25 protein-coding genes are annotated in these 21,597 nt (G+C 72.9%); 18 read left to right on the top strand and 7 right to left on the bottom strand.

Annotation, left to right across the window (positions count from 1 at the left end; genetic code table 11):
• Positions 1 to 141 precede the first annotated feature (141 nt).
• From IE267_RS05960 to IE267_RS05975, 4 genes are all read left to right on the top strand, one after another.
• A complete protein-coding gene (locus tag IE267_RS05960) occupies positions 142 to 1,392 on the top strand; it encodes an NYN domain-containing protein (RefSeq protein WP_189762340.1) in 1,251 nt (416 codons plus the stop codon).
• Positions 1,393 to 1,476: 84 nt separating this feature from the next.
• Complete coding sequence (locus IE267_RS05965) at positions 1,477 to 2,484, top strand: ABC transporter ATP-binding protein (RefSeq protein WP_167153835.1); 1,008 nt, start codon at positions 1,477 to 1,479, stop codon at positions 2,482 to 2,484.
• Between the two features lie 23 nt (positions 2,485 to 2,507).
• Positions 2,508 to 3,326, top strand: coding sequence for an ABC transporter permease (locus tag IE267_RS05970; protein WP_189762502.1), 819 nt, complete (start codon positions 2,508 to 2,510; stop codon positions 3,324 to 3,326).
• 34 nt (positions 3,327 to 3,360) lie between these two features.
• Complete coding sequence (locus IE267_RS05975) at positions 3,361 to 4,014, top strand: hypothetical protein (protein WP_189762341.1); 654 nt, start codon at positions 3,361 to 3,363, stop codon at positions 4,012 to 4,014.
• An 84-nt stretch (positions 4,015 to 4,098) separates the two neighbouring features.
• On the opposite strand, the gene IE267_RS40615 is transcribed toward IE267_RS05975, so the two are convergent.
• The 5 genes from IE267_RS40615 to IE267_RS05995 form a co-directional block, all read right to left on the bottom strand.
• Positions 4,099 to 4,173 carry a hypothetical protein gene (locus tag IE267_RS40615; RefSeq protein WP_465270266.1) on the bottom strand — a complete coding sequence of 25 codons (75 nt, stop codon included), beginning with the start codon at positions 4,171 to 4,173 and terminating at the stop codon, positions 4,099 to 4,101.
• A gap of 24 nt (positions 4,174 to 4,197) precedes the next feature.
• Complete coding sequence (gene ybaK / locus IE267_RS05980; RefSeq protein WP_167153841.1) at positions 4,198 to 4,722, bottom strand: Cys-tRNA(Pro) deacylase; 525 nt, start codon at positions 4,720 to 4,722, stop codon at positions 4,198 to 4,200.
• Positions 4,723 to 4,739: 17 nt separating this feature from the next.
• Entirely contained in the window at positions 4,740 to 5,513 is a 774-nt protein-coding gene (locus IE267_RS05985) for an LON peptidase substrate-binding domain-containing protein (RefSeq protein ID WP_161254750.1), read from the bottom strand.
• 5 nt (positions 5,514 to 5,518) lie between these two features.
• Positions 5,519 to 6,556: a hypothetical protein gene (locus tag IE267_RS05990; protein ID WP_167153845.1), complete on the bottom strand. Its 1,038-nt coding sequence runs from the start codon at positions 6,554 to 6,556 to the stop codon at positions 5,519 to 5,521.
• Between the two features lie 224 nt (positions 6,557 to 6,780).
• The gene (locus tag IE267_RS05995; RefSeq protein ID WP_167153847.1) at positions 6,781 to 8,385 is read right to left on the bottom strand and encodes an oxidoreductase; all 1,605 of its coding nucleotides are present in this window, start codon (positions 8,383 to 8,385) and stop codon (positions 6,781 to 6,783) included.
• A gap of 135 nt (positions 8,386 to 8,520) precedes the next feature.
• Between IE267_RS05995 and hisD the strand changes: the two genes are divergently transcribed.
• The 10 genes from hisD (at position 8,521) to IE267_RS06045 (ending at position 16,324) form a co-directional block, all read left to right on the top strand.
• On the top strand, positions 8,521 to 9,852 hold the full coding sequence (gene hisD / locus IE267_RS06000; RefSeq protein ID WP_167153849.1) for a histidinol dehydrogenase: 1,332 nt from the start codon (positions 8,521 to 8,523) through the stop codon (positions 9,850 to 9,852).
• Entirely contained in the window at positions 9,849 to 10,991 is a 1,143-nt protein-coding gene (locus IE267_RS06005) for a histidinol-phosphate transaminase (protein ID WP_189762342.1), read from the top strand. The genes hisD and IE267_RS06005 overlap by 4 nt, the downstream gene beginning before the upstream one ends.
• A complete protein-coding gene (hisB, locus tag IE267_RS06010) occupies positions 10,988 to 11,581 on the top strand; it encodes an imidazoleglycerol-phosphate dehydratase HisB (RefSeq protein ID WP_053727805.1) in 594 nt (197 codons plus the stop codon). Before IE267_RS06005 ends, hisB begins: the two co-directional genes overlap by 4 nt.
• A gap of 3 nt (positions 11,582 to 11,584) precedes the next feature.
• Positions 11,585 to 11,749 (top strand): CG2302 family histidine operon protein, encoded by a 165-nt coding sequence (locus tag IE267_RS06015; RefSeq protein WP_167153854.1) that lies wholly within the window; start codon positions 11,585 to 11,587, stop codon positions 11,747 to 11,749.
• On the top strand, positions 11,746 to 12,390 hold the full coding sequence (gene hisH / locus IE267_RS06020; protein ID WP_167153855.1) for an imidazole glycerol phosphate synthase subunit HisH: 645 nt from the start codon (positions 11,746 to 11,748) through the stop codon (positions 12,388 to 12,390). Before IE267_RS06015 ends, hisH begins: the two co-directional genes overlap by 4 nt.
• Complete coding sequence (gene priA / locus IE267_RS06025; protein ID WP_167153857.1) at positions 12,390 to 13,118, top strand: bifunctional 1-(5-phosphoribosyl)-5-((5-phosphoribosylamino)methylideneamino)imidazole-4-carboxamide isomerase/phosphoribosylanthranilate isomerase PriA; 729 nt, start codon at positions 12,390 to 12,392, stop codon at positions 13,116 to 13,118. The genes hisH and priA overlap by 1 nt, the downstream gene beginning before the upstream one ends.
• Positions 13,115 to 13,519 carry a RidA family protein gene (locus IE267_RS06030; protein ID WP_161254733.1) on the top strand — a complete coding sequence of 135 codons (405 nt, stop codon included), beginning with the start codon at positions 13,115 to 13,117 and terminating at the stop codon, positions 13,517 to 13,519. Before priA ends, IE267_RS06030 begins: the two co-directional genes overlap by 4 nt.
• Positions 13,516 to 14,271: an imidazole glycerol phosphate synthase subunit HisF gene (gene hisF, locus IE267_RS06035; protein WP_167153861.1), complete on the top strand. Its 756-nt coding sequence runs from the start codon at positions 13,516 to 13,518 to the stop codon at positions 14,269 to 14,271. Before IE267_RS06030 ends, hisF begins: the two co-directional genes overlap by 4 nt.
• Before the next feature lie 197 nt (positions 14,272 to 14,468).
• Positions 14,469 to 15,056 (top strand): ArsR/SmtB family transcription factor, encoded by a 588-nt coding sequence (locus IE267_RS06040; RefSeq protein WP_189762343.1) that lies wholly within the window; start codon positions 14,469 to 14,471, stop codon positions 15,054 to 15,056.
• 26 nt (positions 15,057 to 15,082) lie between these two features.
• Positions 15,083 to 16,324, top strand: coding sequence for an MFS transporter (locus tag IE267_RS06045; RefSeq protein WP_189762344.1), 1,242 nt, complete (start codon positions 15,083 to 15,085; stop codon positions 16,322 to 16,324).
• A gap of 37 nt (positions 16,325 to 16,361) precedes the next feature.
• Here the strand turns inward: IE267_RS06045 and IE267_RS06050 are convergent, their stop codons facing one another.
• Complete coding sequence (locus IE267_RS06050; RefSeq protein ID WP_167153868.1) at positions 16,362 to 16,994, bottom strand: TIGR03085 family metal-binding protein; 633 nt, start codon at positions 16,992 to 16,994, stop codon at positions 16,362 to 16,364.
• A gap of 83 nt (positions 16,995 to 17,077) precedes the next feature.
• Here IE267_RS06050 and hisI point away from each other — a divergent pair, with 83 nt between their 5' ends.
• Both hisI and IE267_RS06060 read left to right on the top strand, forming a co-directional pair.
• Positions 17,078 to 17,428 carry a phosphoribosyl-AMP cyclohydrolase gene (hisI, locus tag IE267_RS06055; protein WP_100574534.1) on the top strand — a complete coding sequence of 117 codons (351 nt, stop codon included), beginning with the start codon at positions 17,078 to 17,080 and terminating at the stop codon, positions 17,426 to 17,428.
• 2 nt (positions 17,429 to 17,430) lie between these two features.
• On the top strand, positions 17,431 to 18,915 hold the full coding sequence (locus IE267_RS06060) for an anthranilate synthase component I (RefSeq protein ID WP_167153870.1): 1,485 nt from the start codon (positions 17,431 to 17,433) through the stop codon (positions 18,913 to 18,915).
• Here IE267_RS06060 and IE267_RS06065 read toward each other — a convergent pair.
• On the bottom strand, positions 18,905 to 20,122 hold the full coding sequence (locus tag IE267_RS06065) for a S53 family peptidase (RefSeq protein WP_189762345.1): 1,218 nt from the start codon (positions 20,120 to 20,122) through the stop codon (positions 18,905 to 18,907). The genes IE267_RS06060 and IE267_RS06065 overlap by 11 nt on opposite strands.
• A gap of 352 nt (positions 20,123 to 20,474) precedes the next feature.
• On the opposite strand from IE267_RS06065, the gene IE267_RS06070 reads away from it, so the two are divergent.
• Positions 20,475 to 21,131, top strand: coding sequence for a TIGR02234 family membrane protein (locus tag IE267_RS06070; RefSeq protein WP_189762503.1), 657 nt, complete (start codon positions 20,475 to 20,477; stop codon positions 21,129 to 21,131).
• 166 nt (positions 21,132 to 21,297) lie between these two features.
• A complete protein-coding gene (locus IE267_RS06075; RefSeq protein WP_100574530.1) occupies positions 21,298 to 21,567 on the top strand; it encodes an HGxxPAAW family protein in 270 nt (89 codons plus the stop codon).
• Positions 21,568 to 21,597 lie beyond the last annotated feature (30 nt).

Here is a 21,597-nt window from a genome sequence, read left to right on the forward strand (position 1 = left end):
GATGATCGAGTTCCGGTGCTCAACCCTTGCGCGGTCGGGCAGACTCGAAGGAAACCCGAAGTTCATTCGGTGATCTCCCGCACCCCGCTCCTGATTTCTTTATTTCTTCGGCTTTTCCGTTCCCGAAAGAGGGTGGAACGCATGGACCGCTGCGTCGTCCTGGTGGATGCCGGGTACCTGCTCGGTGCCGCCGCGAGTCTGCTGGCCGGAGAACCGGCCCGTTCCCGCATCACGGTCGATCACGCCGCCCTGATCCAGGGGCTCCGCGAGCGGGCTGAGGCCGATACCCAACAGCCCCTCCTGCGCATCTACTGGTTCGACGGCGCCCCCGACCGGGTGCCCCAGCCCGAACACCGGCGGTTGCGCGTGATGCCCAGGGTGACGGTCCGCCTGGGCGCCCTGACCCGCAGCGACGGCCGCTGGGCGCAGAAGGGCGTGGACGCGGCCATGCACGCCGAGCTGACCGAACTGGCCCGCAACCGCGCCTGCTCGGACGTCGTCCTGGTGACCGGCGACGGCGATCTGCTGCCGGGCCTGATGTCCGCCAAGGAACACGGCGTGGCCGTCCACCTGTGGGCCGTCCAGGCCGCCGACGGCGACTACAACCAGTCCGAGGACCTGGTCGCCGAGGCCGACGAGCGCCGGGTGCTGGACCGGGCCTGGATCACCCAGGCCGTCCGCGCCCGCGACCTCACCGGGATCTGCGCCCCCGCGCCCGCGCCCCGGCCCGAGATCGCCGCGATCCTCTCCGCGCCGCTGCCCGAGTCCGCGCTCGCCGCGTCCGCCGAGCGGGCCGCCGAGGCCCAGGCCGCCGCGGTCCGCAACGGCACCGCGCCCCCGGAGGCCCCCAGCGAGAACGGCGCAGCGGTGCCCGCCCCGGCCGGCGCCAAGGGCGTACCCACCCCGAAGGACCTGGCGTCCCTGCGCGGCCCGGGCACCACCCCGGCCGCCCCCGCCCCGCCGGCCTCGGCGACCCTGCGCTGGTCCTCGGACAAGGGCTGGGTGGAGCGGCCCGGGTCCGCGCTCGGCGAATCGCCCGAGACCGCCTCGCTGCCGACACTGGCCCAGCTCACCAGTGCCGAGCAGCGCTGGGCCGACCGCGAGGAGGACATCACCACGGTCGGCGGCGACCCCTACGAGGTGGGCCAGGTCTTCGCGCGGCGCTGGATGGAACGCCTCCCCGAGCCCTCGCACGTCCAGAAGCTGTCCACCATGTACCCGCGCATCCCGCACCGCATCGACGGTGAACTCCTGCGCTACGCCGCCCGGTTCGGCCTCCTCGCGCACAAGGACGACCAGATCGACGAGCACGACCGGTACGCGATCCGGGCCGGCTTCTGGCGCGAGATCGACGTCCGGGCCGCCGCCGAACGCCAGCCGGCCGGCGAGTAGCACGGCGGCCCGGGGCGGCTCGGCGGGTCCGCTAAGCCGCCCCAGGGGCCGGGCGGGTCCTTCGACCCCTTAGGCTCGTTCCCCGTGAGTACCGGCACAGCAGCGGCGCGGGCCGGCACCGTTTGCGCGGTGCGGGGCCTGGTCAAGACGTACCCCGCGACCCGGGGCAGGCGCGGTGCGCCCGGTACGCCCGAGGTGCGGGCCACCGACGGGATCAGCCTCGATGTGCAGCGCGGCGAGATCTTCGGGCTGCTCGGGCCCAACGGCGCCGGCAAGTCCACCCTGGTGCGCCAGCTGACCGGGCTCATGCGGCCCGACGCCGGCTCGGTCGACGTCCTCGGCCACGACCTGGTGCGCCACCCCGAACGGGCGGCCCGGCTCATCGCCTACCTCGGCCAGGAGTCCACCGCGCTGGACGAACTCACCGTCTCGCTCGCCGTCGAGACCACCGGCCGGCTGCGCGGGCTCCCCCTGCGCGAGGCCCGTGCCGAACGCGACGCCGTCCTCGACGAGCTGGGCCTCGACGAGATCGCGGGGCGCCCGCTCAAGAAGCTCTCCGGCGGACAGCGGCGCCTGGCCTGCTTCGCCACCGCCCTCGTCGGCGAGCGCCCCGTCCTCGTCCTGGACGAGCCCACCACCGGCATGGACCCGGTGGCCCGGCGCGCGGTGTGGGCCGCCGTCGACCGAAGGCGGGCCGAGCGCGGCGCGACCGTCCTGCTCGTCACCCACAACGTCATCGAGGCCGAGACCGTGCTCGACCGGGTCGCCGTCATCGAACGCGGCCGGGTCATCGCCTGCGACACCCCCGCGGGGCTCAAGGCCCGCGTCGCCGACGAGGTGCGGGTCGAGCTCGTGTGGCGCGACCGCGCCCCCGTCGAGGTCCCCGAGGTCGCGGCGCTGCGCGCCGAGGCCCAGGAGGCCGGCCGGCGCTGGACGCTGCGGCTCAGCCCCGAGCGGGCCCGGGCCGCCGTCGCCACCGTCACCGGCGGCCCCGCCTTCGCCGCCCTCGACGACTTCACCCTGGCCACGCCGAGCCTCGAAGACGTCTACCTCGCCCTCGGCGGCCGCACGGAAGGGCTGGTGAAGGCGTGAGCGCCATTCCGCTGGAGAGCAGCGTGGAAGCGGCGGCCGGCCGGGCCCCGGCGAGCGGCGCCACCGGGCGTCCGGGCGCATCTCACGCGGCTCCGCTCGCCCCCCGCGCCCGGCTGCTGCCCGCGCTCGCCGCGGTCTACCGCGCCCAGCTCTCACGCGCCCGGGTGGCCCGCATCCCGCTCCTCTTCGTCGCGACCTTCCAGTCCGTCGGCATCATGATCCTGATGCGGGGCGTGGTGGACGGCGGCAGCGAGGCCCGTTCGGTGGTGGCCGGCTCCAGCGTGCTCGTCGTCGCCTTCGTCGCGCTCAACCTGCTCGCCCAGTACTTCGGCCGGCTCCGGGCCGACGGCGGCCTCGACCACTACGCGACGCTGCCCGTGCCGCCCGCCTCCGTGGTCCTCGGCACCGCCGCCGCGTATGCCTCCTTCACCGTGCCCGGCACGTTCGTCACCGCGGTCTTCGGCTGCGTCCTGTTCGGGCTCCCGATGGCGCACCTGTGGCTCCTGGCCGCGGTGATCCCGCTCGCCGGCGCCGCGCTCTCCGGACTCGGCGCGGCCCTCGGGCTCCTCGCCCCCCGGCAGGAACTCGCCACGCTGTTCGGCCAGTTGGGCATGTCGGCGGCGCTGCTGCTCGGCGTCCTGCCGGCGTCCCGGATGCCGGAACCGATCGCGTACGCACGTGATCTGCTGCCCTCCACCTACGGCGTGGAGGCCTTCGCGCGGGGCTTCGACGCCCACCCCGACTGGGCCCTGATCGGGCTCGACCTCGGGGTGTGCGCGGCCGTCGGCGTCGTCTCGCTGGCCGTGGCGGCGTGGGCCTACCGCCGGGCGGCGGTCCGGTGAGGCAGGGCACAGACACGCCTGGCACGATGTCAGGGTGACCGCACCTCTGACACCGCCCCATGAGCAGCCCCCGGGCAACGACCCGTGGCAGACGTACGCCGGGGGCTCCCACCCCGAACCCAGTGAGGGGGCGTTGGCCATGCGGAAGGACCTGCGGGACGCGGTGATCGTCGCCGTCGCCGTGACGGTGGCCGGAGTGGCGCTCGGACTGCTGTGGCTGTGGCTCGCCCCGCGCGTGCCGCTGATCGCCGACGACAAGGCCGTCTTCCTCAAGGACACCGAGGGGGAGGAGGCGATCGGCGGTGACGGAACGTTCATCTTGCTGGCGCTCGGGCTCGGCGCGCTCTGCGCCGCCGCGGTCTTCCTGTTCCGCCGCAAGGGGGGCATCGCCCTGGTCGCCGGGCTCGCGATCGGCAGCCTGCTGGGCTCGGTGCTCGCCTGGCGCCTGGGCATCTGGCTCGGCCCGAACCAGGACGTGGTGGCCGCCGCGAAGGCGGCAGGCCAGGGCGTCACCTTCGACGCCCCGCTGAAGCTCGACGCCAAGGGTGCGCTGCTCGCCTGGCCGATCGCCGCGATGGCCGTCCACCTGGGCCTCATGGCGCTGTTCGGGCCCCGGGACCCGGACCCCGTGTGGCAGGTGCCGACACTGGACCCGGGACCGGGAAAGCCGGACTCCTCCGGCCTCTAGCCCGTCCTTCCGGCCTCTGGCCAGACTCCTTCGGCCGGGCCCGTCCGGCCTCTGGACCGGACGGGCCGGGCTTTCGGGAACGGCTCAGGCCGGGCGCCTTCCGTGGTTGGCCCGGCCCTTCTTGATGCGCCACTTCCGCTTGCGGGTCCGCTTCGACATGGGCGTACCTCCCGCCCTCGGGTTCTAGTCGAGTACGGGAGGTACGTCGAGGTGCTGAACACGCCCGATCGGAGCCAGCAGGGCCCCGGTGAGGGCCGCCAGGTCGGTGGGGGACAGCTCGACCTCCAGGCCCCGGCGGCCCGCCGAGACGCAGATCGTCGCGTACCCGGACGCCGAGTCGTCCAGCACCGTGCGCAGCCTCTTGCGCTGGCCGAGCGGTGAGATGCCGCCCCGCACATAGCCGGTGGTGCGCTCGGCGGCCGCCGGGTCGGCCATCGCGGCCCGCTTGCCGCCGACCGCCGAGGCCAGCGCCTTGAGGTCGAGCGATCCGGCCACCGGAACCACTGCCACCGTCAGCTCGCCGTCCACGTCGGCCACCAGCGTCTTGAACACCCGCTCCGCGCTCACCCCGAGTGCCTGCGCCGCCTCCTCGCCGTAGGAGGCGGCGGCCGGGTCGTGCTCGTAGGCGTGGACGGTGAAGGCGGTGCCCGCCGCCGTCAGGGCCACCGTCGCCGGAGTGCCCCCGCTCTGCTGCTTCTTCTTGGCCAAGGCGGCCCTCCGGTCGGTCAGTTGGGGCTGGTCGGGGAGCGCGTCAGATCCACCGCCGGCAGCGAAGGCAGATGGCGGATGACCGCGGTCTCCGTACGCAGCAGCTGCAGTTCCTCGCGCAGCCGGGTCGCCGTGTCCGGGGCCTGGAGCAACCGCTGCTTGGCCGGGACGTCCAGGACCGCGGCCGCGGCGACCAGATAGGACACCACCGAGGGCTCGTCGGGGAGGTCGGCGGTGCCCGCGAGCGAGCGCTCCCGGGCACCCGCGAGCCGCTTCTGGTACGAGCGGAACGCGCGAAGGACGCCCTCGGCGAGCGCGCCCGCCTCCTCGCCCGGCTCCTCCGGGATCTCCTCGACCTCGGCCGTCAGATACGGCCCGCTCGCGTCCACCGAGAGGATGCGAATCCGGGTCGTGCCGGTGGCCAGCACCTCGAAGCTGCCGTCCGAGCGCTCCCGGATCGTGGCCGCGTCCGCGACGCAGCCCACCCGGTGGAAGGCCTGGGCGGGATCGGCGCCGAAGCCCGCCGCGGGCCCCTTCTCGGCCGTGGCGGTCGGGTCGGGAAGGCCGGGCGCGGTCGGTGCGACCTCGCGGCCGTCCCGGATCGCCACGACGGCGAAGCGGCGCGGCTCGTCGCCGTCCTCGCCCTCGGAGGGGCCTGATGCGTCGGTGCCGGTCTTCAGCAGATCGCGCATCATGGCGCGATAGCGCTCCTCGAAGATGTTCAGCGGCAGGACGAGGCCGGGGAACAGGACCGAGTTGAGCGGGAAGAGTGGGAGGCGTGCGGTGGTCACAACGCTCAAGCGTAATGGCCGCCGGAGCGGGCTCGGCCTGGCTTGTGGCGGTCGCGCCCCCACGGGGTGCCTGCGGCGACCTCGGTTCGGACGAACTCGCGTAGTTCGAGGTACTGGCCCAGCGGATCGGCGGCCAGATGCAGCCAGGGGAAGGACGTCGCGTACGGCCCGATGCGCCGGAACTCCTCCAGCGTCTCCGGCCAGCGCCGGCGCATGACGAGCACGTAGGCCAGGAGATTGCGGACCTCGGCCGGCCACGGGTCGCCCGGCTCGTAGGCGGCGGACAGCTCGATGCCGAGATCGGCCGCCGCGTCGATCCGCTCGTAGGGGATGGCGTGGCCGCCGCCGCCCACCAGGTAGGCGAAGGCCGCGCGGGCCGGGAGCGCCCGGATCAGGGAGCCCGGCAGGGAGTCCTCGGCGGCCCGCTCGGCGAAGTCGAAGCACTCGCGGTGCGAGCCGTACCACTGGGCGGACAGGTACTGGAGCGCCGCCACATGGCACCCGTAGTGGTGCGAGGAGCGGTGTATGGCCTCGCCCCACAACTCCTCGAAAACGGTGTGCGGCGCATGGGTGCCACGGGCGTGGTCCAGAGCGATCCGCCACGGCACCGGGTCGGCGGGGTCGCCCTCGGCCGCCGAGTGGATCAGCGGGGCCACCTCACGCAGCCGCTCGGCCCGGGCGGGTGAACCCCAGGCCCGCACGATCGCCAGCTCGGCCTTGACGAGCAGCGCGTCCGGGTCCCGGGGGCATGCGGCCAGCCAGTTGGCGAGCCACTCCGGTCTGCTCACCGCGAAGGCGGCGAGGCGGACCGTGTAGCGGTCGCGGTTCTCCCACTCGGCCAGCTCGCGGGTGGTGGCGAGCAGTTTCGCCGCCACTTCGTACTCGCCGAGCGCGGCCGAGACCAGCGCGGGGGCGAGCCGGGCATCGGGGGCATCCAACAGCACTTCTCGGCCATCGGGCAGACCCGTGGCGAGAAGCGGCGTATGCCTGGCCCGCCGTGCGGTGCGGATCAGCGCGGATACGAATGTCATGGTGTGGACCATTGAAATCCGCAGGTGGGGGCGGCGCCAGGGGGTCCACTGTGAAGCTTTCGTATCGGTGGTGAGGGTTGTACGACCCGGGGTCAAGGCCCGGCAAATTCAGCCGTCGACGGCCTCGCGAGGAGCTGGTGAAGACCTCGCGCGGAGCTCGCGAAAACGCTGCGGCCGGACCCGCCCCGGGGCGGGTCGCGGGCACGCATCCGCGGGGAAGGCACCTTCGGTGCGGGTCAGCCCCGGCGCAGCAGCCGGGAGGCGCCCGCCGCCACGGTCGTCGCCAGAATCCAACCCAGCATGATCAGCAGCGCCGCCGCCCACTGCCAGCTGCCGGAGAGCCTCCAGTAGCCGTCCTGGCCCAGGTTGACCACCGGGATGAGGAGGTCGAGCGCGTAGAGGGCCGCGTTCCAGTCCGGGTGCTCGTCGGCCTTGATCGGCCGGGGATCGTAGTGCGAGAAGGCGAGGGTGCCCGCCGCCCACAGGACCGCCATCCACAGCGCGGCCCGGCCCGGCCGGTACCCGTACGCCACCGTCAGGTCCTGGAGCACGCCCCACGCCTTCGCGGCCAGCGGCAGTGTCTCGCGGCGCCTGCGCTGCTTGGCGAGCAGCACCTCGCGGGCGTCCGCGTCCTCGCCGCTGCCCCGCAGCACCGCGGCGAGGCGCTCGTACGGCTCGGGCGCGTACTCGGGGGTCGCCGCGGTCACCCAGCCGAGGCGCTGCGCGAGCGTGAAGGTGCCGATCGGGATGAGGTTCTCGTAGGCGAAGCCGTTCATCGTCAGATGCCCGGGGCCGGGCCAACTGGCCGCCATGTCCACCAGGTTGACCACCCGGGCCCCGGAGAGGACGACCTTGCCGCGCTCGGGGCGCTGGCCGGTGAAGCGCAGCTCCGGCGTCTGGATGCGGCGCAGCGACAGCTCCTGCGTGTCGGTCATCACCACCCGGGACTGCGCCAGGTCCACCGCGTCCCCGAACCGTCCGTCGTCCAGGCGCAGCCCGCCCCGGCACTCGAACGGCTGGATCAGGGTGCCCCGCACGGGCGTGTTGGTGTAGTTCGTCCCGTACGGGGGAGTGGTGCCCGCCTGGTTGCCGCCGGGGTAGACCGCCGCCGAGGTCAGGTACAGGGTGCGCTCCACGGTCAGCTGCGGGGCGTTGAGCGCGCGCTGGCCGTCCGGGTTGATCAGCCGGCTGCCGCGCAGGCTCAGCGTCACCCCGACCTTCGCGGCCCGCAGGCTCAGCTCCCCGTAGGACTCGATGAGGTCGGCCTGGAGGTCCTGGGCGACCGAGAGCCCGTCCGCGGCGATCGAGCGGCCGTTGCGGTCGGCGTGCACCACGACCTGGCTGAGCAGCAGGTCGGTGCCGATGTGCGCGTCGGTCAGACGGATGCCGCCCGCGACCCGGCAGCGCGGCAGGTGCAGATCGCCCTCGGTGGTCAGCCGGGCGGCCTCCAGGCGCGGAAGCGCGCAGCTCACCATGCGTACGGTCGTGAAGTGGGCCTCGGGGAGCAGCACTTCGTTCTCGAAGCGGCAGTTGTTCAGCTCCACGTACGGAGTGACCGTGCCGCCGGACAGATTGAGCGTGCCGGTGATCTGCACGCCGTTCAGCTTCAGGGCCGCGACCCGGCCCGGCAGCGCGGGCGGTCCGCTCAGCAGGAGCAGCGCCACCACCCGGGCCCGCACACTGCGCTCGGGGCCCCAGGGCCGGGCCGCGAACGGGTCGTCGCGCAGTGGATTGCGGGTGCGCAGATCGTAGGTACTGCCGTTGCGGAAGGCCTGCCACATGCCCAGCTCCGCCGGACTGAGCCAGTCCGGTGCCTCACCCGGATCGGGCGCCTCGGTCAATGCCGTCCCCCTCGCCGTCCACCTTGACAGGAGGAACGCTAGTGGCCGCGGGTGACAGGGGGTGACGCCCGTGTCGCGTATCAGCCACTGATACAGGCGTCCAGTGCTTCCGGGGCGTCTGAGAGAATTGGATACGTGATCTCCCGAATCGATCTGCGCGGCAACACCCTCCCCGAGGGTGGCGCCCTGCGCGACCTGCTGCCCCGTGCCGAGTTCGACGTGGAAGCCGCCCTGGAGAAGGTGCGGCCCATCTGCGAGGACGTGCATCATCGCGGCACGGCGGCGCTGATCGAGTACGCGGAGAGGTTCGACGGCGTGAAGCTGGAGCGGGTCCGGGTGCCCGCCAAGGCCCTCAGGGACGCCCTCGACCAGCTCGACCCGCAGGTCAGGGACGCTCTGGAGGAGTCGATCCGGCGGGCCAGGATCGTCCACCGCGCCCAGCGCCGCACCACCCGCACCACCCAGGTCGTGCGCGGCGGCTCGGTCACCGAGAAGTGGGTGCCGGTCGAGCGCGTGGGCCTGTACGCACCCGGCGGCCGCTCGGTCTACCCGTCCTCCGTGATCATGAACGTGGTCCCGGCACAGGAGGCCGGCGTCGGCTCCATCGCGCTCGCCTCGCCGCCGCAGGCGGAGTTCGACGGCCTTCCGCACCCCACGATCCTGGCGGCCTGCGCGCTGCTCGGCATCGACGAGGTGTACGCGGCCGGCGGCGCCCAGGCCGTCGCGATGTTCGCGTACGGCACCGCGGGCCCCGACGGCTGCCCGCCCGCCAACATGGTGACCGGCCCCGGCAACATCTGGGTCGCCGCCGCCAAGCGCTACTTCACCGGCCGCATCGGCATCGACACCGAGGCGGGCCCCACCGAGATCGCCGTCCTCGCCGACGACACCGCCGACCCGGTGCACGTCGCCGCCGACCTGATCAGCCAGGCCGAGCACGACCCGCTGGCCGCCGCCGTCCTGGTCACCGACTCGCTCGCGCTCGCCGAGGCGGTCGAGAAGGAGCTGGAGCCGCAGGTCGCGGCGACCAAGCACATCGAGGACCGGATCAAGCCCGCGCTCGCCGGACGACAGTCCGCGATCGTCCTGGTCGACTCCCTGGAGGACGGCCTCAAGGTCGTCGACGCCTACGGCGCCGAGCACCTGGAGATCCAGACCGCGGACGCCGCCGCCGTGGCCGACCGGGTCCGCAACGCCGGCGCGGTCTTCGTCGGCCCCTGGGCCCCGGTCTCGCTCGGCGACTACTGCGCGGGCTCCAACCACGTGCTGCCCACCGGCGGCTGCGCCTGTCACTCCTCGGGCCTGTCCGTGCAGTCCTTCCTGCGCGGCATCCACATCGTCGACTACACCCGCGACGCGCTCGCCGAGGTCGCCCACCACGTGGTGACCCTCGCCGAGGCCGAGGACCTGCCCGCGCACGGCGCGGCTCTCAAGGCACGCTTCGAGTGGAAGGTGCCGAACGCATGACGAACCCCGAGCACCCGCCGGTCGCCGAACGTGCGACGACCATCGACGACCTCCCCGTACGGGACGAGCTGCGCGGCAAGTCCCCTTACGGAGCGCCCCAGTTGGACACCCCCGTCCAGCTGAACACCAACGAGAACCCCTACCCGCTGCCCGAGCCGCTGGTCGAGCGGATCGCCGAGCGGGTCGCCGAGGCGGCCCGGGGCCTCAACCGCTACCCGGACCGCGACGCGGTGGAGCTGCGCACCGAGCTGGCCAAGTACCTCACCCGCACCGGCAAGCACCCGCTCGCGGTCGAGAACGTGTGGGCGGCCAACGGGTCCAACGAGGTCATCCAGCAGCTGCTGCAGACCTTCGGCGGCCCCGGCCGCACCGCGATCGGCTTCGAGCCCTCGTACTCGATGCACGCGTTGATCGCCCGCGGCACCGGTACCGGCTGGATCTCCGGGCCCCGCCGTGAGGACTTCACCATCGACCTCGCGGCGGCCGAGCGGGCCATCGCCGAGCACACGCCGGACGTCGTCTTCATCACCTCGCCCAACAATCCGACGGGCACCGCGGTCGCCGCCGAGACGGTCCTCGCGCTGTACGAGGCGGCCCAGGCGGCGGGGCCCTCGATGGTGATCGTGGACGAGGCGTACGTCGAGTTCAGCCACCGCGACTCGCTGCTCCCGCTCATCGAGGGCCGCCCGAACCTGGTCGTCTCGCGGACCATGTCGAAGGCCTTCGGCGCGGCCGGACTGCGCCTGGGCTACCTCGCCGCGCACCCCGCGGTGGTCGACGCGGTGCAACTGGTCCGCCTTCCCTACCACCTGTCCGCCGTCACCCAGGCGACCGCGCTCGCGGCCCTGGAGCACACGGACACCCTGCTCGGCTACGTCGAGCAGCTCAAGGACGAGCGGGACCGCCTGGTCGACGAACTGCGGGCGATCGGCTACGAGGTGACCGAATCGGACGCCAACTTCGTCCAGTTCGGCCGCTTCGACGACAGCCACGCCGTGTGGCAGCGAATCCTCGACCGGGGCGTCCTGGTCCGGGACAACGGAGTGCCGGGCTGGCTGCGGGTCACCGCCGGCACCCCGGCCGAGAACGACGCGTTCCTCGACGCGGTCCGTCAACTCAAGAAGGAGCAGAGCGCATGAGCCGCGTTGGCAGGGTGGAACGCACCACCAAGGAGACGTCCGTCCTCGTCGAGATCGACCTCGACGGCAGCGGAAAGGTCGACGTGTCGACGGGCGTCGGCTTCTACGACCACATGCTCGACCAGCTCGGCCGGCACGGCCTGTTCGACCTCACGGTCAAGACCGACGGCGATCTGCACATCGACACCCACCACACCATCGAGGACACCGCGCTCGCGCTCGGCGCCGCCTTCAAGCAGGCCCTCGGCGACAAGGTCGGCATCTACCGCTTCGGCAACTGCACCGTCCCGCTGGACGAGTCGCTCGCCCAGGTGACCGTCGACCTGTCGGGCCGCCCCTACCTCGTGCACACCGAGCCCGAGAACATGGCGCCGATGATCGGCGAGTACGACACGACGATGACCCGGCACATCTTCGAGTCCTTCGTGGCCCAGGCGCAGGTCGCGCTGCACATCCACGTACCGTACGGACGCAACGCGCACCACATCGTCGAGTGCCAGTTCAAGGCGCTCGCCCGGGCCCTGCGCTATGCCTCCGAGCGTGACCCGCGCGCTGCCGGAATCCTTCCTTCCACCAAGGGTGCCCTGTAAAGCATGAACGGTCTCAACACCATCCTGATCGTGCTCGGCCTGTTCCTGATCGGCGGAATCATCTCCTTCGTCAAGCAGGGGATGCCGAAGAGCCTGATCGTGCTCCTGTCGTTCGGCGCCGTGATGTGCCTGGCCGCCGGCATCCTGCGACTGGACGTCTGGTCATGAGCGCACCCGCCAAGAAGGTCGTCGTCTTCGACTACGGATTCGGCAACGTCCGCTCCGCGGAGCGGGCCCTGGCCCACGTCGGGGCCGACGTGGAGATCACCCGCGACTACGACCTGGCCATGAACGCCGACGGGCTCCTGGTCCCCGGTGTCGGTGCCTTCTCCGCCTGCATGAAGGGGCTGCGCGACGCCCGCGGCGACTGGATCGTCGGGCGCCGGCTCTCCGGCGGCCGCCCGGTCATGGGCATCTGCGTCGGCATGCAGATCCTCTTCGAGCGCGGCATCGAGCACGGTGTGGAGACCGAGGGCCTCGACGAGTGGCCCGGCGTCGTCGCGCCGCTCAAGGCCCCCGTCGTGCCGCACATGGGCTGGAACACCGTCGAGGCCCCCGAGGACAGCGAGCTGTTCGCCGGCCTGGACGCCGACGCCCGCTACTACTTCGTGCACTCCTACGCCGTGCACGACTGGAGCCTCGAAGTCACCAACGCCAAGATCCGTGCCCCCAGGGTCAGTTGGGCCACCCATGGCGAGCCGTTCGTCGCCGCGGTGGAGAACGGTGCCCTGTGGGCCACCCAGTTCCACCCCGAGAAGTCCGGCGACGCCGGAGCCCAGCTGCTCACCAACTGGATCGGAACCCTGTGATGGCCCCCAAGCTCGAACTCCTCCCCGCCGTCGACGTCCGCGACGGCCAGGCCGTGCGCCTGGTCCACGGCGAGTCCGGCTCCGAGACCTCCTACGGCTCGCCCCTGGAGGCGGCCCTGGCCTGGCAGCGCTCGGGCGCCGAGTGGCTGCACCTGGTCGACCTGGACGCGGCCTTCGGCACCGGCGACAACCGCGCCCTGATCGCCGAGGTCGCGGGCGCCATGGACATCAAGGTCGAGCTGTCCGGCGGCATCCGCGACGACGCCTCCCTGGCGGCCGCGCTCGCCACCGGCTGCACCCGCGTCAACCTCGGCACCGCGGCCCTGGAGACCCCCGAGTGGGTCGCCAAGGTCATCGCCGAGCACGGCGACCAGATCGCGGTCGGCCTCGACGTGCGCGGTACCACGCTGCGCGGCCGCGGCTGGACCCGCGACGGCGGCGACCTGTACGAGACGCTCGCCCGTCTCGACGCCGAGGGCTGCGCGCGGTACGTCGTCACCGACATCGCCAAGGACGGCACGCTCCAGGGCCCCAACCTGGAGCTCCTGAAGAACGTCTGCGCGGCCACGGACAAGCCGGTCGTCGCCTCGGGCGGCGTCTCCTCGCTCGACGACCTGCGGGCGATCTCCGAGCTCGTCCCGCAGGGCGTCGAGGGCGCGATCGTCGGCAAGGCCCTGTACGCGAAGGCCTTCACGCTGGAAGAGGCCTTGAAGGTGGTCTCGGCATGAGTGACGAGGTCCGCAAGATCTCCTCCGGTGCCCCCTGGGAGGAGCGCTTCGGCTACTCCCGCGCGGTGGAGCTCCCGAACGGCCTCGTCCTGGTGGCCGGTTGCACGTCGACGGTCAACGGCCGCATCGACGAGGGCGGCCCCTACGAGCAGGCGGTCACCGCCTTCGGCGTCGCCGTCGAGGCACTTGAGTCCCTGGGCCTCGGCCGCGAGGACGTGGTCCGCACCCGTATGTACATCACCCATGCCCGGGACGTCGACGATGTGGGCCGCGCCCACAAGGAGCTCTTCGACGACGTACGTCCGGCGGCCACGATGCTGATCGTGTCGGGCTTCGTCGACCCGAGCCTGGTCGTCGAGGTCGAGGTCGAGGCCTACCGGCGGACGGCGGCCGAGTCATGACCCTCGCCGTACGCGTGATCCCCTGCCTGGACGTGGAAGGCGGCCGGGTCGTCAAGGGCGTCAACTTCCAGAACCTGCGCGATGCCGGCGACCCGGTCGAGATGGCCAAGCTGTACGACGCCGAGGGCGCCGACGAGCTGACGTTCCTCGACATCACGGCGTCCTCCGGCAACCGCGAGACCACCTACGACGTGGTGCGCCGCACGGCGGAGCAGGTCTTCATCCCGCTCACCGTCGGCGGCGGCGTACGCAGCGCCGACGACGTGGACAAGCTCCTGCGCGCGGGCGCGGACAAGGTGGGCGTGAACACGGCCGCCATCGCCCGGCCCGACCTGATCCGCGAGATCGCGGAGCGGTTCGGCCGCCAAGTGCTGGTCCTCTCCGTCGACGCCCGGCGCACGGCCTCCGGCTCCTTCGAGGTGACGACGCACGGCGGCCGCAAGGGCACCGGCATCGACGCGGTCGAATGGGCGCATCGGGCCGCGGAGTTGGGGGCGGGGGAGATCCTGCTCAACTCGATGGACGCGGACGGCACGAAGGACGGCTACGACACGGAGATGATCGCGGCGGTCCGCCGTCACGTCACCGTGCCGGTGATCGCCTCGGGCGGCGCGGGCCGTCTGGAGCACTTCCCGCCGGCGATCGAGGCGGGCGCGGACGCGGTCCTGGCCGCCTCGGTCTTCCACTTCGGCGACCTGCGCATCGCGGAGGTCAAGGAAGCCCTGGCGAAGGCGGGCCATCCGGTCCGCTGAACCCGGCTTCCCGAGGGGCCCGGCACGCATCCTGCGTGCCGGGCCCCTCGACGTGTGCGGGGGCAGCGCGTGGACCGGCACCTTCGTCGGCGGCCGGGCACCCGCCTCGGCCGGGCACCCTCTTCGGGCGGAGACGTACAACATTTATTGCGCAATTTATATTGCGCAACTTTTCTTTCCTGTCTAGCCTGGATGTCATGGCAGCCCAGGGCAACCGCAGGATCACCGACCTCGACACGCTCAAGGCCTTCGGCCACCCGTTGCGCATGAAGCTCTACCGCGCGCTCTACATCGCCCGCACCGCCACCGCGTCCCAGCTCGCCGACCAGGTCGACGAGGCCGTCTCGCTCGTCAGCTACCACCTGCGCAAGCTCGCCGACCACGGCCTCATCGAGGAGGCCGAGGCGCAGGGCAGGGACGGGCGGGAGCGGTGGTGGCAGCCGGCCTCGGAGGGCGTCAGCTACCGGCACGAGGACTTCAAGGACGCCCCCGAGAGGGTGGCCGCGCACGCCTCCGTGACCCGGCTCCTGATCGAGCAGCGGATCGAGCTCTACCGCGCCTTCCTCGACGAGATGGCGGCCTGGAGCGCCGAGTGGACCGGAGCCTCGTTCAGCAGTGAGTACGCCGTGTCCCTCACCCCGGCCGAAGTGCGGGAGATGGAGCACGAGTTGGGCGCCGTGCTCGACAAGTTCAAGGAGCGCGGCGAGGCGGCCGTGAAGGCCGGCGACGGCGGTGACCGCGAGCACGTCGCGGTCCACCTGTACGGCTTCCCCTTCCGCGTCTGACCCCTCCGCGCCAGAGAGGCCCCGCCATGGCCACCACCACCCTCATACCGCCGGCCCCCGCCCGCCCCGCCCACCGCGACGGCAACGTACTGCGGTGGCTCGCCGCGTACACCTCCTCGCTCGTCGGCGACAGCGTGTACTACATGGCCCTGTCCTGGGCCGCGGCCCGCTCGGGGAGCGCGGGGCAGGCCGGGCTCGTGCTCGCGGTCGGCGCGGTGCCCAGGGCGCTGCTCATGCTCGGCGGGGGAGTGATCGCCGACCGGTTCGGGCCGCGCCGGGTCGTCATCGGCAGCGACGCCGCCCGCAGCCTGATCATCCTGGGCATGGCCGCGGCCCTGCTCGTCACCGGACCGCACCTGTGGCTCCTGATCGTGCTCGCCCTCGTCTTCGGCGCCGTGGACGCGGTGCTGCTGCCCGCGCTCGGGGCACTGCCACCCAGGATCACCGGGCCCGGCGAGCTCGCCCGGGTGCAGGGCCTGAAGGGGCTCGCCGCGCGGGTCGCCAACATCGCCGGGGCACCGCTCGGCGGGCTCGCCGTGGCGCTCGGCGGGACCGCGGCCACCTTCGCCGCGGCGGGCGCGCTGTTCGCGGTCTCCACCGGCCTGCTCGTCCGGGTCCGCATGGCCCGGCTCGACGGCGACGGACAGAAGGCGAAGGAGCCGCCGCTGCGCGAGCTCACCGACGGCCTTCGCTACATCCGCCGCCACCGCCTGCTCGCCCCGCTGATGCTCGTCATAGCCGTCGGCGAGCTCGGCTTCGCCGCCCCGCTCAACATCGGGCTCACCCTGCTCGCCCAGGAACGGAGCTGGGGCGCGGCCGGGATGGGCTGGATCGTCGCGGCGTTCGGCGCCGGCGCGGGCGCCGCCTCGCTGCTGCTCTCCGTACGCGGCCGGCTCCCGCGCGCGGGGCTCGTCCTGCCGGTGTCCCTGCTCGGCGGCACCACGGGCATCGCGGGCCTCGCGTACGCCCCCTCGGTGGCGCTCGCCGCCGTGGCCGGGGTCCTGATCGGACTGCTCGCCGGGCTGAGCGGGGCCCTGTGCGGGGCCCTGGTGCAGACCGCCACGGAACCCGCCTACCTGGGCCGGGTCACCGCGGTGGCCTCCCTGTTCACGCTGGGCATCGCACCGCTCGGCTATCCGCTGGCGGGCGCGGCCATCGGCCTCTGGGGCGCCGGGCCGGTGTTCCTGGCCAGCGCGGGCGTCTGCGCGACGGGCGCCCTGATCGGACTCGCCTCCGGCCACCTGCGCCGCGCCGAACTCCCGCGCTGAGCCCGGACCCGGCCGCGGGCCGAGCCTCCGCCCGGCGCTAGAGCCCGAGCTTCGCCTCCAGAGCCCGCGTCGAGGCCTCCTTCTCGCCCTCGATCTCGACCTGGGCCGCCTCCTGGCGCCCGTACGCGAACAGCGTCAGCTCGCCCGGCTCGCCGGTGACCGTGACCACCGGGGTGCCCTTGTGCGCCACCACGGTCTGGCCGTCCGGGCGGCGCAGCACGATGCCCACCGGCGACTTGCGGCCCATCAGGCGGGCCGCCTTCTCCAGGCGGGACCACAGCGCGTCCGAGAACACCGGGTCGAGCTCGCGGGGCGTCCAGTCCGGCTGCGCCCGGCGGACGTCCTCGGCGTGCACGTAGAACTCCACCGCGTTGGCACCCTCGTCGACCTGCTTGAGGCTGTACGGGGAGAACTTCGGCGGGCCGGTGCGGATCAGCTGGATCAGTTCCTCGTACGGCTTGGCGGCGAATTCCGCCTGCACCCGATCGAGGCGGTTCTTGAGGGCGCCGATCAGGATTCCGCCCGCGGCGTCCAGGCGGCGCTCGCGCACCACCACGTGGGCCGCGAGTTCGCGGGCCGTCCAGCCCTCGCAGAGGGTCGGCGCCTCGGGGCCCGCCGCCTCCAACAGGTCGGCGAGCAGAAGCCGTTCGCGCTTGGCATGGGTCGACATGTCCGCCAGCGTACGGCCGCCCGGGTCGTCCGGACAGTGGACGCACCGCCCGGAAGCCCTCGCGGCCACGGCAGAATGGGGGCATGACCAGCAATCTCGACCCCGCCATCGCCGCCCGCCTCAAGCGTGGCGCGGATGGTCTGGTCCCGGCCATCGCCCAGCAGTACGACACCGGCGAGGTGCTCATGCTCGGCTGGATGGACGACGAGGCCCTGCACCGCACCCTGACCACCGGCCGCTGCACGTACTGGTCGCGCAGCCGTCAGGAGTACTGGGTCAAGGGGGACACCTCGGGACACGTCCAGCACGTGAAGTCGGTCGCCCTCGACTGCGACGCCGACACCGTCCTGGTCAAGGTGGACCAGGTGGGCGCGGCCTGCCACACCGGGGACCGCACCTGCTTCGACGCCGACGTACTCGACCTCGGGAAGTAGTCATGGACCTCGACACCTTCCGCAAGCTCGCCGTCGACCGCCGCGTCATCCCCGTCCACCGCCGCCTCCTCGCGGACGGCGACACCCCGGTCGGCCTGTACCGCAAGCTCGCCGCCGAGCGGCCCGGCACCTTCCTCCTCGAATCGGCCGAGAACGGCCGTACGTGGTCGCGGTACTCCTTCGTCGGCGTGCGGTCGCACGCGACCCTCACCGTGCGCGACGGGGAGGCCCACTGGCTCGGCACGCCGCCGGTCGGCGTCCCCACTTCGGGTGATCCTCTGGCGGCCCTGAAGGCCACCGTCGAGGCCCTGCACACCCCGCGCGACCTGGTCGCCGGAATGCCGCCCTTCACCGGCGGCATGGTCGGCTACCTCGGCTACGACATCGTGCGGCGCCTGGAGAAGATCGGCGAGCACGGGGGCGACGACCTGCGGCTGCCCGAGCTGACCATGCTGCTCACCTCGGACCTCGCGGTGCTCGACCACTGGGACGGCTCGGTCCTGCTCATCGCCAACGCGATCAACCACAACGACCTCGACACCGGTGTGGACGAGGCCTACGAGGACGCCGTGGCCCGGCTCGACGCGATGGAGGCCGACCTCGCGAAGCCGGCCGAGTACGCACCGGTCGCCCTGCCCGCGTCCGAGCTGCCCGAGTACACCGCGCTGTGGGGCGGCCCGGCCTACCAGGACGCCGTCGAGGACATCAAGGAGCGCATCCGGGCCGGCGAGGCCTTCCAGGTGGTGCCCTCGCAGCGCTTCGAAACCCCGTGCCGCGCAAGCGCGTTGGACGTCTACCGGGTGCTGCGGGCCACCAACCCGTCGCCATACATGTACCTGTTCCGGTTCGACGGCTTCGACGTCGTCGGCTCCAGCCCCGAGGCCCTCGTCAAGGTCGAGGACGGGCGGGCGATGCTGCACCCGATCGCCGGGACCCGGCCGCGCGGCGCCACCCCGCAGCGCGACCAGGCGCTCGCCGACGAGCTCCTGGCCGATCCCAAGGAGCGCGCCGAGCACCTCATGCTCGTCGACCTCGGCCGCAACGACCTGGGCCGCGTGTGCGAGCCGGGTTCGGTGGAGGTCGTGGACTTCATGTCGATCGAGCGGTACTCCCATGTGATGCACATCGTGTCGACGGTGACCGGCCGGGTCGCCGAGGGACGCACCGCGTTCGACGTCCTGACAGCCTGCTTCCCGGCCGGCACGCTCTCCGGTGCGCCCAAGCCCCGCGCGATGCAGATCATCGAGGAGCTGGAGCCCAGCCGCCGTGGGCTCTACGGCGGCTGCGTGGGCTACCTCGACTTCGCCGGGGACTCCGACACCGCGATCGCGATCCGTACCGCGCTGCTGCGGGACGGCACCGCCTACGTGCAGGCCGGAGCCGGCGTGGTCGCCGACTCCGACCCGGTGGCTGAGGACGACGAGTGCCGCAACAAGGCGGCCGCCGTCCTGCGCGCGGTCAACACGGCCAACCGGCTCAGCCGGTGAACGCGGCGGTTCCGTTCGGGGTGCCGAGCCCCGACGGGCCGTCGTAGCCGCTGCCTCCCTTGCACAGGTAGGCCGGCGAGCAGCTGCCGTTCGAGCCGCTCGTCACGTCGTTGAGCGAACCGGTGTGGGCGTAAGGGAACGAGGCCGGCGTGGAGCCCGAGGACGGGACGCCCGCCAGCGCGTACACCGCGGCGATCAGCGGCGAGGACGCGCTGGTACCGCCGAACACCTCCCAGCCCGGGTCGCCGCCGTAGGTGTCGTACACCGCGACACCCGTGGCCGGGTCGGCGACCGCCGAGACGTCCGCGACGGTCCGCCTGGCGCAGCCGGTGTCCTTCTGCCAGCTCGGCTTCGCGTCGTAGGCGGAGCAGCCGGAACCGGCGCCGCTCCACACGGTGTCGGTCCAACCCCGGCTGTTCGAGGCCGTCTTGAGCGAGGTGCCGCCGACCGCGGTGACATAGCGGGAGGCCGCCGGGTACTCGGTGCCGTAGCCGCCGTCACCGGAGCTCACGGTGATGGCGACGCCCGGGTGGTTGAAGTACTGGCTGTCGTAGGACGTGTCCGAGGACGACTCGCCGCCGCCGTAGCTGTTGGAGACGTACTTCGCGCCGAGCGAGACCGCCGTGTTGACGGCCGTGCCCAGGTTCGCCATCGAGGCGGACTTGGCCTCGACGAGCAGGATCTTGCAGTTCGGGCAGGCCGCGCTGACCATGTCGAGGTCGAGGGATATCTCCTCGGCCCAGCCGGCGTCCGCGCTCGGCAGCGTCGACGTGCCGGTCTGACCGACCTTCTTGAAGCAGCCGTTGGCCACGGTGCAGGCCGGAAGTCCGTACTGGGAGCGGTACTTGGCGAGGTCGGCCGCCGCGTTGGGGTCGTCGTACGCGTCGACGATCGCCACCGTACGGCCCGAACCGGCCGTCGAGGACGGCAACTTGTACGCGGCCTGGAGCGACGACGGGCCGTAGCCCGACGGTGCGGCGGCGCCCGTGAGAGCGCGCTCGGCGCCGGCGGACTTCACCGTGCCGCCGGTCACCTTCAGCGCCTTGCACGCCATGACGTCCCGCTGTGTCGGGGCCGCACAGGAGCGCACGGTGGTGACGTGTGCGTCGGTTGAGGGGGTCGCTGCCTGGGCGAGGGGAGTGGCCAGGGCGAGCGCTGCCGCGGCCAAAGTGGCGGCCAGGGCGGTGGGGGAAAGGGATCTGCGCAACTTACTGCCTCCGTGTGGTGGGTGAACCAGGAGTCGTGCGGGTGCGCTGGGCCGGCCGCGCCGCGTGGTGCGCGACCCGGACCGGCGGTGAACCTAGGCTGACTGGGCCATGCCAACAAGGAGCACGCCGGAATCTCTATCGCCGCTTTGCCTTCGCGGCCCGTTCGGGGACAGTTCGCGGGCGGATCGGGGGCGCCCGATGGTTGTTCGATGGCCGAGCGCTTGCCCGCCTTTGGTGCCGCGCGCGGTGCGGTCGCGGCCGGTTCCGGGCCCCGCCCGGCCCACGCCCGGCGCAGCCCGCGCCGCCGCCAGGCGGGCCCCGGGTGACGCTTCGGGCCGCGTGCAGGCGATAGTGGAGTACGTGAGTGCCGCATCCGTACCCCAGCCCCGTGCCGAAGCCGCCGCGCCGTCCGCCCGCGGCGGCGGCCGCCGCAGCCTGGCCGCCGCACTGCTCGCCGGAGCCGTCGGTGCCGCCGTCGTCCTCCTGGCCTCCGGCCAGACGTGGGCCCGCGGCAACGCCGCCGTCGGCGGTGGCGCGCTGGCGCTGAAGGCCTCCGGCGGCGCCATCACCGGCGTGCCCTCCGCCCTGGCGATCGTCGGGCTCGCGGCCCTGGTCGCGGTCTTCGCGGTACGCGGCGCCGGCCGCCTCCTGGTCTCCGCGCTGCTCACGCTCAGCGGTGCCGGCGCCGCCGCGACCGCCTGGCTCGGCGTCGGCGACAGCGCGGCCCTGAACGAGAAGGCGGCCACCGCCAGCGGCGACGCGGCCGCCACCGTCGACGCGATCACCCACACCGGCTGGCCCTACGTCGCCGTCGTCGGCGGCGCCCTGCTGCTGCTCGCCGGGCTCCTCGCACTCCGATTCGGCGCCGCCTGGCCCGCGATGGGCGGCCGGTACGAGCGCGACGGCACCCCCCGCCCGCGCAAGGCGCGCACCGTCCCCGACCCCGAGCGCCCCGAGGAAATCTGGAAGGCGCTCGACCGCGGCGAGGACCCGACGCGCGAGAGCTGACCCCCGCACTCACCCACCGGCCCGGGTACGGGACAATGGCAGCGAGCGTCGGGTTCGACGACAGCGGCCGAAGCGACACGTCGCCGAAACCGAGCCGGTGGCATCGCCGGCAGCGCCGACGACGACAACGCCGACAACACGGAAACACCTACGAGGAGCAACCCCCATGGCGAAGAGCGGCCACGGCCACACCCCGGCAGCCTGGACCGGTGTCATCATTGCCTTCATCGGATTCTGCGTGACCTGCGTCTTCATAGTGGCCGCCAACCCGGTGGGCTTCTGGGCCGGCATCGCACTCCTCGGCATCGCCGCCGTCGTCGGCGGCATCATGAAGATGGCCGGCCTCGGCACCCCGAAGGACACGCCCGAGATCCAGCGCATGCGCGAGGACGCGGCCGCCAAGGTGCGCGCCCGCCTGGAGGCCCAGGTCGGCTGAACCCGTACGCCACCGCGCGAGGCGCAGCCC

The organism is Streptomyces xanthochromogenes (assembly GCF_014650455.1).
Lineage (GTDB): Bacteria > Actinomycetota > Actinomycetes > Streptomycetales > Streptomycetaceae > Streptomyces > Streptomyces xanthochromogenes.

Coding starts and splice junctions, on each gene's coding strand:
- hisF (WP_167153861.1), top strand. CDS start 13,516: ATGACCCTCGCCGTACGCGTGATCCCCTGCCTGGACGTGGAAGGCGGC.
- IE267_RS06040 (WP_189762343.1), top strand. CDS start 14,469: ATGGCAGCCCAGGGCAACCGCAGGATCACCGACCTCGACACGCTCAAG.
- IE267_RS06030 (WP_161254733.1), top strand. CDS start 13,115: ATGAGTGACGAGGTCCGCAAGATCTCCTCCGGTGCCCCCTGGGAGGAG.
- IE267_RS06005 (WP_189762342.1), top strand. CDS start 9,849: ATGACGAACCCCGAGCACCCGCCGGTCGCCGAACGTGCGACGACCATC.
- hisB (WP_053727805.1), top strand. CDS start 10,988: ATGAGCCGCGTTGGCAGGGTGGAACGCACCACCAAGGAGACGTCCGTC.
- IE267_RS06060 (WP_167153870.1), top strand. CDS start 17,431: ATGGACCTCGACACCTTCCGCAAGCTCGCCGTCGACCGCCGCGTCATC.
- IE267_RS06045 (WP_189762344.1), top strand. CDS start 15,083: ATGGCCACCACCACCCTCATACCGCCGGCCCCCGCCCGCCCCGCCCAC.
- priA (WP_167153857.1), top strand. CDS start 12,390: ATGGCCCCCAAGCTCGAACTCCTCCCCGCCGTCGACGTCCGCGACGGC.
- IE267_RS05990 (WP_167153845.1), bottom strand. CDS start 6,556: ATGGTCCACACCATGACATTCGTATCCGCGCTGATCCGCACCGCACGG.
- IE267_RS06050 (WP_167153868.1), bottom strand. CDS start 16,994: ATGTCGACCCATGCCAAGCGCGAACGGCTTCTGCTCGCCGACCTGTTG.
- IE267_RS05960 (WP_189762340.1), top strand. CDS start 142: ATGGACCGCTGCGTCGTCCTGGTGGATGCCGGGTACCTGCTCGGTGCC.
- hisI (WP_100574534.1), top strand. CDS start 17,078: ATGACCAGCAATCTCGACCCCGCCATCGCCGCCCGCCTCAAGCGTGGC.
- hisH (WP_167153855.1), top strand. CDS start 11,746: ATGAGCGCACCCGCCAAGAAGGTCGTCGTCTTCGACTACGGATTCGGC.
- IE267_RS06015 (WP_167153854.1), top strand. CDS start 11,585: ATGAACGGTCTCAACACCATCCTGATCGTGCTCGGCCTGTTCCTGATC.
- IE267_RS06075 (WP_100574530.1), top strand. CDS start 21,298: ATGGCGAAGAGCGGCCACGGCCACACCCCGGCAGCCTGGACCGGTGTC.